Source organism: Hymenobacter agri (genome assembly GCF_054778495.1).
On sequence record NZ_BAAGZM010000706.1, the window covers coordinates 1 to 1986 of the forward strand.

A 1986-nucleotide genomic window follows, 5' to 3' on the forward strand; every position below is an offset into this window, starting at 1 on the left:
GTGGCCAGCTCGCGCAGGGTGGCGGCCAGGCCGGGCAATTGGTTATCGACCAGCCGGGCGGCCTGGCTTTCCCAGTAATTGGTCGGCTGCTTATCGAGCGTGGCCAGGCCGGCGCGCATCAGGTCTTCGAGCCAGGCCACAAGGTCTTCGGCCCCGGCCACCATGCGGGCCAGGCGCCTGGGGTCGACAGCCGGCGTGGTTGGTGTTTGAAGCAAGGCTTCGGCGACGTTTTCCGCAGCCGCCGCTTCCCCAGAAATTGAAGCGCCCAGATTGGCTTCAGCCGCCGGTCGTTCCGCAACGGTCGCCGCTTTTGACGCTTTCGCAACGGGCTTCTCGGCCTTTTTCTCTTGGGTTTGCTGGCGTTTTTCCAGCCACTCCTCCAGCCAGGCGGGCGGGGTGTTGCTACCGAAAAGCTCGGGCTGCCGGGCCATGAGCAGCAGCAGGCCCGCGCCGTGCTTGCAGGGAAATACCCGGCTGGGGCAGCTGCACTTGAAGGCCGGTTCGGTGAGGTCGATGCCGGTGCGGTAGGGCTTGCTGCCGCTGCCGGCGCAGTCGCCCCAGGCGGCGGTTTCCGTGCGGCCCAGGTTGCTCCATTTGGCGGGTTTCAGCAGTTCCTGGCCGCGTTTGAGGGTGCCGGGGTCGGTGATGAAGGCGAGGGCCTGCGCTTCGGAATAGGTAATCATGCGGGGCGGGGTAGGTGCCGAAGGTAGGGGCTGGGGGCGTAAAATCCCGACCATCCCAGCCTCCGATACCCGAATTATTCGCGCATGCAATCCGGCCCGGCACTCAGGCGAAGAAGTCGCCCGGGTCGGCCTGGCTCAGGTAGCGGCGCAGCTGGGCGAGCGAGCCGAAGTACGGGCGCACGCAATCCAGGAACTGCTTGGCAATGGCCGCGTTGCTGGCGTAGGCCACGAAGGTGTTGCCGCTTTCGGTAAGCTCCAGCTCGTCGAGCAGCGCCGGGCAGTGCTCTTCCACAATGGTTTCGAGGTGCTCGGCCCAGCTGGCCGGTGTGCCGCCAAACCCAAAGTGCTGGAACAGGGCATAGTAGTCTTCGAGCCCGCCCACGTCGGCAAAAACCAGCATCTCGTACTCGGGCGAGATGGGCGGCGGGGCGGGAGCAAGCAGAAAGGGAAACGTGTCGGACATGCGGCGAAGGTACGGTAGGCCCCGACGCGTATGGCCCGACCCGCTGTAGAGACGCGACACTTCGCGTCTCGGTGTTGAACGAAATCGTTGATAAGGCGCAGACGCCGAGACGCGAAGAGTCGCGTCTCAACAGTAGCCTGGCGCAACGGACAGCCCGCCTCACTACTTGCTCCAGGTGCGTACGTAACGCTGCTGCGGGTCGTAGCGGCGGGCCTGCTGGGCCACGTCGAAAGCGGTGTCGCGCACGTCGGTGCCGGTGCCGGCGATGTACTTCCAGTTGCCCCAGTTCGAGGCCGCGTCGTAGTCGATGAGCTGGTGCTCGAACCAAGCCGCGCCCCAGCGCCAATCCTGGTGCAGGTCGTGGATGAGGTAGCTGGCTACGTTCTGCCGGCCGCGGTTGCTCATGAAGCCGGTGGCTTCCAGCTCGCGCATATTGGCATCCACGAAGGCGTTGCCGGTTCGGCCGGCGGCCCAGTCCTCAAACACCGCACGGTCAGGCTGAATGGGCTTGGGCAATTGGTCGCGCAGGCCGCGCCAGCGGAAAAAATCCGGCCCGGCCTTTTGGGCCAGCAGGCGGAAATAGTCGCGCCACAGCAGCTCCAGCCGCAGCTGCATGGCGCCTTTACTGCGCGCGCCGTGAGTGGCGTCGTAGTCGTCGATGGCGGCCCAAATCTGGCGGGCCGAGAGGCTGCCGTTGGCCAGCCAGGGCGAAAGCTTGGTGCTGAAGGCCTCGCCCAGCATCTGGTTGCGGGTGTCGTCGTAGCGGCCAATGAGGTGGCGCTCCACCGCGTAGTCGTGCAGGCGGGCCAGGCGGGCGGTTTCGCCTCCGCCCAGCGCGGG

3 protein-coding genes are annotated in these 1986 nt (G+C 66.1%); all 3 read right to left on the bottom strand.

The genetic code is table 11. The features are described 5' to 3' along the window. A partial coding sequence (locus tag ACYVDE_RS21245; protein WP_460503536.1) for an SWIM zinc finger family protein occupies positions 1-683 on the bottom strand: 683 nt, incomplete at its 3' end. A 103-nt stretch (positions 684-786) separates the two neighbouring features. Continuing rightward, positions 787-1146, bottom strand: coding sequence for an Imm51 family immunity protein (locus ACYVDE_RS21250; protein ID WP_460503537.1), 360 nt, complete (start codon positions 1144-1146; stop codon positions 787-789). A 162-nt stretch (positions 1147-1308) separates the two neighbouring features. Further along, on the bottom strand, positions 1309-1986 hold a 678-nt coding region (locus ACYVDE_RS21255), incomplete at its 5' end, for an FAD-binding domain-containing protein (protein ID WP_460503538.1).

Bases quoted from the DNA above. Each gene is read 5' to 3' on its own strand.
- ACYVDE_RS21250 (WP_460503537.1), bottom strand. From the start codon at position 1,146: ATGTCCGACACGTTTCCCTTTCTGCTTGCTCCCGCCCCGCCGCCCATC.